This is a genomic window from Oceanobacillus sojae, assembly GCF_900162665.1.
GTDB classification, from domain to species: Bacteria; Bacillota; Bacilli; order Bacillales; family Amphibacillaceae; genus Oceanobacillus; species Oceanobacillus sojae_A.
This window is the reverse complement of the sequence record NZ_LT727812.1, coordinates 117532-126105: the sequence shown is the minus strand read 5'-3', so window position 1 is coordinate 126105 and position 8574 is coordinate 117532. Positions and strand designations below refer to the sequence as shown.

Below are 8574 nucleotides of genomic sequence, written 5' to 3'. Positions count from 1 at the left end.
GCGAGCAAAAACCGCCTGTAAAGTTGGCCCGGACTGCTCCGCCAATACGCTTAAGATCTATCCCGTTATGATCAAAAAATCGGACGTCCTCCGTAGCTGTAACGGCATCAATAAGTAAATCCGGCAGCTCCTCAAATTTTACCTGTGTCCTTTTTTCATCTGAACTGAAATCTCCAAATTGATCGCCATTTTCATCATAAAGAGCAGATGAAAAAGGGATGTTCAGCTTGTCTTCCTCAATTTTAGGTGCTGTAGCAATCCAATACGCACCGACAGCAGCACCGCCCAAAAATAAAATCAGAATTAATAAAAGGGCTACCTTGATAATTTTCTTCCAAATAGGCTGTTTCTTTTTCTTCTTTGTTTTTTTACCTTGCTGCTTTCTTCTGGCAGCTCTTGACTGGCTATTTTGATCGGCCATTTTTTATACCTCCATATCTATAGGTAGAGCTTATCAACTACAGATAAAAAATCAACCTTTTTCTGATAGTGAAAAGGGATTTCATATCCCAACTGTTTAATATGTTCATAAGAAATTGATTTCTTACCTCCATTAAATTGCTCCTGCCAGCAAACAAATAAATCCTTTGCATCGAATAGATAAGTTTCTTCGTAAGCTCTAAAACGTAAAATAATAAAACTGATTCCTCCATGCTCTATTATTTGCTGCATATGATGAACCTGATGTTCATGAATGTTTGCAAGGGGGAAGGAAGTCTTGTTTTTGGTTTCCTTTGCCTCAAAATCAATATACTTTCCTTTATAGACCCCATTGTAATCAGTAGTTGATGCCTGCTTAAAATAGGCTTCTGTGATTACCGCGGCACTCCGCCTCGGGTAATGAACATTGACAATCTGCACTGGTGTTGGTTTTTTATGAATAATTGCCTGTCCCTGTATTCGATAATAATCTGTCGTTTCATTTATTTCTTCCTCAAGTGTCATTCCTCTCCTGCTAAAACTAGTTTGCTTTGGTTTTATAGTTAGTGATTTCCGCTGACCATTTGGGTAATTCATGTTTTCTTGCCTCCTAACACGTATATCCTAAATGAAAAACAGCAATATGAAAACATTACTGTTTGAATCAGGATAAATATAAAACCAGTACATCCTATATTATAGTACAAATTCAAGAAGGAAACTAATCAGAGCGTATCAAAATCTTTAAAGTTATGTACAAAATATGGAGAAATTAAACCATCCTGCTGCATTTTTAGTACGCGTTTAAAAACTCCGGTAAAAATTCCAGCCGGCTAAAAATACGACGTTTTGGAACGGTGTAAAAGCAAGTCAACAGAATTTCACTAACCATTCATAAAGTTACGGCTGCAAACAGATATTCTTTAGGGTCAATCATAAGAAAAAGTGGAAAGCACAGGCTGCCTGGTGTATGACTGGTTACACCAAAGAATGAAGTTTGCCTTGAATTTTATATTTTTGCTGATCTTAAAAAACCTAATTGCATTCCCGGAGCAGTACATGCCCGGGGAATATAATTAGGTTATCTGATTAAACCATACTTCTAAAAGTTACGTGGAGGGGCGGTTAGGGCCAGCCACTTTTTTATCTCTTGTTTTTTCATTATTATTTCTTTTGTTTGAAGCATTTGTTTTTTGCTGCGCTTTTGACGGTCTCATGGAAATAGCCTCCTTTTCGAATTTTAAACCTCTGAGAAGAATGAAAACCTCAAACGAAATGAAGTTTCACTATATAGCTTGTCTAATTTTGTGTAAATCATTACAGATTTGCACTAGTTTTGTTTTGATTATTCTAGTTTTGTCGAATGGGAAGGAGGTTATCATTTTCTTGTGGAATACATAGCACATCAGGTTTTAAATAGTACGATTTTATTTCAGTTACAGCCTCATTTCAACGGTCCTGACTGAATGAAGTTTCACTCTATCTAAAAAAACAGGAGGAGAATAAAATATGCTTCTTTCAAAATCAATCATTCCTGAGGAAAACGGGGGATACAGCAAAGCGGATATGGAGAAACAGATAGAACAGATCCAGGAACAGCTTGCCCTCATTCACCTCAAATTAAAAGCGAACGTAGACAGTGAGGTATGGGTGCAATTTCAAACAAAAACAAATAGTTTAAAACAAACAGAGCTGGAATTTCAGAGATTAAAGCAGCTTTTATAGTATGTTGTTCATGACTTTTCTATCTATTATGTGATAAAATTCATCTAAAGAGCTTTTAGAAAAAAATGCTACATTCTAAGGTGAACATGCAGTTTGAAATTGAAGGATGACGAATAATGAAGCTAAGCGAACAAACAGAGAAATTAAATCAATATTTAGAAACACTGCGGGAAAGATTCGAAAAAGGGGAAGCTCCAAGTGATCGGAAGGACCGCGAATTTTTTAATATGGTAAAAGAAGAGACAACACCTGTCTATAATTTATTGGAAAGCTGGGAAACAGATGCTTTGGCTGTAGTGAAGGAAAGAAAAGCATCTGTTCATCCAAATCAGATTCAATCAACACGGGAAAATATGGAATTGCTGTTGATGCATAGTTATTATCTGGATGCCAGAAGAAAGAGATATATGGAATTGTATACATCTATCCGATATGTTTTTGATTTATTATTGGATACACTTGAAGAAAGTTAATAAACAAATAGACAGCTTTGTTTGTAGGGGGATTTTCATATGAAAGAAAAATTACTGGAAGAAGCAATTCAAATCAGATCAAGAGCTTATGTACCATATTCACAATTTCCGGTAGGCGCTGCATTATTAACTAGTTCCGGTAAAATCTATACTGGCTGCAATATAGAAAATGCTGCCTATCCATCTACCTGCTGCGCAGAACGTGTTGCCATTTTTAAAGCAATTTCAGATGGGGAAACAGAATTTGAAGAAATGGCTGTTGCAGCGGATACAAAACGTCCTGTACCGCCTTGTGGAACCTGCAGGCAGGTAATGAGTGAATTCTTTGCTCCTGACATGACCATTCACTTAACGAACTTAAACAAAGACGTTCAAACGCTTACGACGGATCAATTATTACCTTTTTCATTTCAGAAGGAAGATATGGACTAAAAAGGGTATTTAAACCCTCAGTTTTTAAGAGATTTTTAAATTTTAGAAGGAGACTGATATTCAGTTTCCTTTTTTATGTTATAATAACTTTAATATTCATTAAATAATGGTAAAATGAAAGCATATGATAAAAAAAGATACGTATAGTATATTGCAGAGGTGATTTTGAAATGAGTATTGATCGTATTCAACTAAATGGAAAGAAAATTTTAGAAAAAGATTTTAAAACAGGAATTAGAGGATATTCCCAGGAAGAAGTAGATGAATTTTTAGATATCATTATTCAGGATTATGATAATTTTAAACAGGAAATTGACCGTTTAAATGAAGAAATTGAGAAATTAAAAAATAACCGTCCGACAGAAACACCGAGAGCGCGTTCAACACAGCCGAACTCACAGGTGAATTATGATGTTTTAAAACGCTTATCTAACCTGGAAAAAGCAGTATTTGGAAAAAGATACGCGGATTCTGAAGAATAAGCAAAAGGATAATTGATTTATCTCTAAAATTCTGCTAAAATGTTTTAGGTTACTTAAATGCCTATGTAATCGCTATGTCCATTTTGGATGTAGAGGAAAGTCCATGCTCGCACAGGCTGTGATGCCTGTAGTGTTCGTGCTTGATGAAGTCATAAGTCAAGGTAGTTTGTATAAACTAACGGCAGACAAGCTGTACTAAGTCACTTATAGTGATATGTCAGCTGGTCTTGAAGGTGCCACAGTGACGTAGCTGGTGTGGAAACATACCAGGTGGAACGAGGTAAACCCCGCGAGTGAGCAACCCAAATAATGGTAGGGGCATCCTTTAGTAGGGAATAGAACCGAACAAGGGACGGCAATAGCTGTAGATAGATGATTACAACCGGCGTACGAGGTTTGACCGCCGCTCGCAGTACAATGGAACAGAACATGGCTTACCGGGCATTTAAAGGTCGCACCAACGAACAGATTCTATTTCCAATTAAATGAAATAGAATCTTTTTCTTTTATGGAAAACACTATACTAAAATGATAACCGAGAGGATATTAAAAATGAAACAAGTAACTTTAATTGCTACAGCAGCGATGGGACTTGAATCAATTGTTGCAAAAGAAGTAAGAGACCTGGGATATGAGGCCACTGTTGAAAACGGAAAAGTTATTTTTGATGCACCAATTTCCGCGATTCCCAGATGTAACCTGTGGTTAAGAACAGCTGACCGTGTGAAAATTCTTGTCGGAAAGTTTCAGGCCAGCACATTTGATGAATTATTTGAGCAGACAAAAGCACTTCCCTGGGAAAGCTATATTGATGAAACAGGACAAATCCCTGTTTCCGGAAAATCAATTAAATCCACTTTATACAGTGTGCCGGATTGCCAGGCAATTGTAAAAAAAGCGGTTGTAGAACGAATGAAACTAAAATATGGTTTAATCAACAAACTGGAAGAATCAGGAGCACTCTATAAAACAGAGATTGCTCTTTTGAAAGATGAAGCAACCTTGACTATTGATACTTCAGGAGCCGGTTTACATAAACGCGGTTATCGAGTCGGGCAGGGGGAGGCTCCTTTAAAAGAAACGCTTGCTGCAGCATTAGTCCTATTAACAAACTGGAAGCCAGATCAGCCTTTAATTGATCCATTTTGCGGTTCAGGAACCATTTTAATTGAAGCTGCCTTGATCGGCCAAAATATTGCACCTGGATTTAATCGGGAATTTGCTTCTGAAGAATGGAGTTTAGTAAAACAGAGACATTGGGATGCGGCTTTTGGAGAAGCTGAGGAGCTTGCTAATTATGACCAGCCATTATCTATCACTGGTTCAGATATCAGTCATCAAATGATTGAAACGGCGCAGGCAAATGCTTTGGAAGCAGGACTTGGAGATTTAATTCAGTGGAAACAGATGCAGGTAAGTGATCTGACCATTAAACAAAAAGATGGCTATCTTATCAGTAATCCGCCATATGGGCAACGGTTAAGCGATAAAGAGGAAGTAGAAAAGATGTATCATGATCTGGGCGGTGTTATGCAAAATCATCCATCCTGGAGCACATACATCATTACAGCTTATGAACAATTTGAAAAAGCATTTGGAAAAGCTGCTACGAAGAAACGCAAGCTGTTTAATGGTTTTATTCAGACGAATTACTATCAATACTTTGGGGAGAAAGAATAGTGTCAGTGTATTGTTAAGGGCCTGAGTGTTATCATTAAGCACTTTAGATGCTTGAGAATAAGCGTACGATTAAATTAAAAGATGCAGATACAATGTCAAGCTATACTTTTATATGTTATAATCAATATACATTAAGGAAACACTACATATACATACTGTAAGGAGTGTGATATGTATGTGTGAAAATGGTAAAGATAACAAAGGGGATGAAGATATGGCTGTAATGGAAGATGTTAAAATCGATGCAAAACAGTCTATAAACAATTCGCTTGATGAAGTAGAACAAATAAGAAAAGGTACATTGCCTAAACGATCTTATAAAGAAATGATTGCAAGGATTAGAGAAAAATTAAGTGAAGAATCAAAATAATTATCAAGTAATGGAAGTAAAGGAGTTTGAAAAAGATCTATTAAAACTCGCAAGGAAATATCCAACTTCCATTAATCTCGTAGAAAAATTGTTTGATGCGTTTGAAAAAGGAAATATTGAGGGCGATAGAGTACCAGGTTTGAAATTAAAAGGTAACAGAGTAGTTAAAACAAGGTTAGAAAATCCTGATGCTAATAAAGGGAAATCTGGCGGTTTTAGAGTGATATGGTATTTAATTACTTCTGATAATGAAATTTATCCTCTTACTATTTACTCTAAAAATGATCAAGAAGATATATCAAAAAAAGAAATTATGCTGCTAATTACAAGAAGAGTAGGTTCGTTATAACCCTCACATGGAATGTGGGGGTTTTTACTTAATTTCATTCTCAGATCTGCAACAGAAAATGATAGATTATCTGATAACATTTTGATAAGCCTATATGAATGTAACAAAACAATCCGTTTTGAAGATTAATCAAAACGGATTGTTTTTATGAAGGTGTTACTATTTTTACATTCCTTAGCAATGGTGGAAAAAGATATTGAAACAATCATTTTTATAAATTACTCTTTTTTCCCTTGCTCAGACACATATTTCCGTGCTAACCATTTAAAGAATTCTTTTTCAGCCTGTGTCAATTCCCGATTCAGTTTGTATTTAAAATCACTTTCAAGGTTTTCGAATATATTTTTAATCATAATTATATTGGATTACTTTCCTCCTATTTATGCCTTGCTCAATAATCAAATCTAATTGCAGGACGTATGCTTTTAGTATCCATCCTTTATAAAATATTATCGAATGGAGGAGAACCCGGCGGTGCATTTTGGATAATATCTATCATTGGGATCGTATATGCAAATAAAATTAAAGCAATTGTAATACCAATCCACAGCTTCCAATTTTCCATCCATAACGGTGTAGGCTGTGCATCCTCCTCTTCTTCTGCAATCGGAAACTCTTCTTCGCCTTTTGGAGCAAAGGCTAATAAATCCATAAAGATATATATCATCAGGACAATCCCGATAAAGAGAAGGGTGCCTCCAACAGCCTGAGCAGCCTGATAGCCGGCCCATTCAGCAGCCTGTTCGGTACCGCCGTATTCGGAGAAGGAGGATCTTCTTGGTCCGCCTAAGAGCCCTTGAATATGCATCGCTCCAGACATAATCAGCATACCTACAGCCCATATAATAGTCTGATAAATGCCCAGCTTATGAATCTTTGGTGTAAGCTTTCTGCCAGTTAAATGAGGAATGAGCCAGTAGGCGATTCCAAAGAACGTAAGCAGAACTGTCGTTGCAATGGTTAAATGAAAATGTCCTGTTACCCAAATCGTATTATGAACAAGCGTGTTCAATTGGTGAGATGCATTAATAATACCGCCTGCTCCACCCGGAATAAACGCCAGCATTCCGACGAAAGGCGCCACAAACCGGACATCCTTCCAAGGCAATTTTTTAAACCAGTCAAACAGCCCGGTTGCACCTTGTTTTCTGCCGGTAGTCTCAAACATGGCAAACATCGAAAATGCTGTCATTAAGCTAGGTACAATAACCATAAAGGTAAGAACTACCTGGATAAACTTCCATGTTGGATCAATACCCGGCTCTGTAAGCTGATGGTGAAAACCAACCGGAATAGAGAAAAACAAGAATAAGATAAAGGAAAGTCTCGCTAAAGAGTCACTGAATATCTTTCCGCCAATGATTTTAGGGATAATTGCATACCATGCCATGTAAGCAGGTAATAACCAGAAATAAACAAGCGGATGACCAAAATACCAGAATAGCGTACGGCTTAATAAAACATTAATTGTTTCCGTATAGCCTAATGACCATGGGATAAACTGTACAAGAACAGTCACAGCTACTCCAAGAGAACAGATAACCCACATAATCATATTAATCGTAACCATAAAAGCGAGAAGCGGTGTTTTCTGGTTTGGATGTGCTTTTTTCCAAACATACACCTGGTGCCAGTTAACAAGGGCAGCCACCCATGTCCCAACTACAACAAGTGCAAGACCGATATAAAAGGCAGGATGCGCTTTTAGTGGTGCATAGAACGTATATAGAACGTTTGCTTTCCCAAGTAAAATAGCTGTTCCAGTTAAGGCCGTTCCAATCGTCATCGTCCAAAAAGATAACCAGCCAAGCTTCCGTTGCTTATCTGACATACCGACGGTCTTACCCAATAAAGAATATTGAAATCCAATAATGAAAAAGGTTGTCAGTACTAATGCCAGGATGACGCCGTGTAAAGTAAGTATTTGATAATAGCCGATACCAAGCGGAAGTTCAAAATCTCCTGAACGTACCAATACCTGTAATAACCCCATTAATCCACCGATAAATAATGAAATAAATGCAACATACATAAAGGAAAGATATAATTTCGCTTCTGGTTTTGCGATACTTAAAGGTGTCAAGTTAATTTCTTCATTCTGCTGCTGTTTCATTGCCAGACTCATCGTCAACCACCTCCACTGTTGCATGCATCATGTGATGTCCTACACCACAGTATTCATTACATAATAATGTGTATTCCCCAGCTTTATTAAGCTGAACTTCCATGCTGCTGATATATCCAGGCTCTACCATCATATTGACATTCGTGCCTGCTACATTAAATCCATGAATAACATCTTTTGATACTACCTGAAACAAAACAGTAGATCCTTTAGGAATTTCTATATTGGAAACTGCATTGCCTTCCTCATCACTTCCTAAATCGTAGTTGAATGCACTGGCAACAACATTGACAATATATTTATCATCATCTACCTGGGTAATCCCAAGATTTTCTCTTTGAAATGCTTCGTTCGCTTCCACATTTTCAGGGTCAATCGTTACTCCATGGCTTTGAGGATGCGTTCCTAAATAAAATGCTCCAAATCCAAGTATCGCCAGAAACAATACAAGGGATGCCCCGCCGAAGATAAGCCAAATCTTCTCGTATTTGTGTAAATGCATGCTCTTTCTCCTCCTT

General features: G+C 37.1%; 11 protein-coding genes and 1 other RNA gene. 8 read left to right on the top strand and 4 right to left on the bottom strand.

Annotation, left to right across the window (positions count from 1 at the left end; all coding sequences use genetic code 11):
* Both BN1068_RS11525 and recU read right to left on the bottom strand, forming a co-directional pair.
* On the bottom strand, positions 1–421 hold a 421-nt coding region (locus tag BN1068_RS11525), incomplete at its 3' end, for a transglycosylase domain-containing protein (protein WP_175637139.1).
* 17 nt (positions 422–438) lie between these two features.
* The gene (recU, locus tag BN1068_RS11520; RefSeq protein ID WP_077603003.1) at positions 439–1017 is read right to left on the bottom strand and encodes a Holliday junction resolvase RecU; all 579 of its coding nucleotides are present in this window, start codon (positions 1015–1017) and stop codon (positions 439–441) included.
* A gap of 912 nt (positions 1018–1929) precedes the next feature.
* On the opposite strand from recU, the gene BN1068_RS11515 reads away from it, so the two are divergent.
* From BN1068_RS11515 to BN1068_RS11480, 8 genes are all read left to right on the top strand, one after another.
* Positions 1930–2145: a hypothetical protein gene (locus BN1068_RS11515; RefSeq protein ID WP_077603002.1), complete on the top strand. Its 216-nt coding sequence runs from the start codon at positions 1930–1932 to the stop codon at positions 2143–2145.
* A 116-nt stretch (positions 2146–2261) separates the two neighbouring features.
* Positions 2262–2618, top strand: a complete 357-nt coding sequence (locus tag BN1068_RS11510) for a YppE family protein (protein WP_077603001.1) — start codon at positions 2262–2264, stop codon at positions 2616–2618.
* 39 nt (positions 2619–2657) lie between these two features.
* Positions 2658–3050 carry a cytidine deaminase gene (locus tag BN1068_RS11505; RefSeq protein ID WP_077603000.1) on the top strand — a complete coding sequence of 131 codons (393 nt, stop codon included), beginning with the start codon at positions 2658–2660 and terminating at the stop codon, positions 3048–3050.
* A 170-nt stretch (positions 3051–3220) separates the two neighbouring features.
* Positions 3221–3532, top strand: a complete 312-nt coding sequence (gene gpsB, locus BN1068_RS11500; RefSeq protein ID WP_077602999.1) for a cell division regulator GpsB — start codon at positions 3221–3223, stop codon at positions 3530–3532.
* Between the two features lie 57 nt (positions 3533–3589).
* Positions 3590–3974, top strand: an RNA gene (gene rnpB, locus BN1068_RS11495) — RNase P RNA component class B.
* A gap of 110 nt (positions 3975–4084) precedes the next feature.
* Positions 4085–5212, top strand: coding sequence for a THUMP domain-containing class I SAM-dependent RNA methyltransferase (locus tag BN1068_RS11490; RefSeq protein WP_077602998.1), 1128 nt, complete (start codon positions 4085–4087; stop codon positions 5210–5212).
* A 175-nt stretch (positions 5213–5387) separates the two neighbouring features.
* Complete coding sequence (locus BN1068_RS11485) at positions 5388–5582, top strand: hypothetical protein (protein WP_077602997.1); 195 nt, start codon at positions 5388–5390, stop codon at positions 5580–5582.
* Positions 5566–5931: a type II toxin-antitoxin system RelE/ParE family toxin gene (locus tag BN1068_RS11480; protein ID WP_077602996.1), complete on the top strand. Its 366-nt coding sequence runs from the start codon at positions 5566–5568 to the stop codon at positions 5929–5931. Before BN1068_RS11485 ends, BN1068_RS11480 begins: the two co-directional genes overlap by 17 nt.
* 439 nt (positions 5932–6370) lie before the next feature.
* Here the strand turns inward: BN1068_RS11480 and BN1068_RS11475 are convergent, their stop codons facing one another.
* Positions 6371–8056, bottom strand: coding sequence for a b(o/a)3-type cytochrome-c oxidase subunit 1 (locus BN1068_RS11475; RefSeq protein WP_077602995.1), 1686 nt, complete (start codon positions 8054–8056; stop codon positions 6371–6373).
* On the bottom strand, positions 8025–8558 hold the full coding sequence (locus BN1068_RS11470) for a cytochrome c oxidase subunit II (RefSeq protein WP_077602994.1): 534 nt from the start codon (positions 8556–8558) through the stop codon (positions 8025–8027). The genes BN1068_RS11475 and BN1068_RS11470 overlap by 32 nt, the downstream gene beginning before the upstream one ends.
* Positions 8559–8574: the final 16 nt, after the last annotated feature.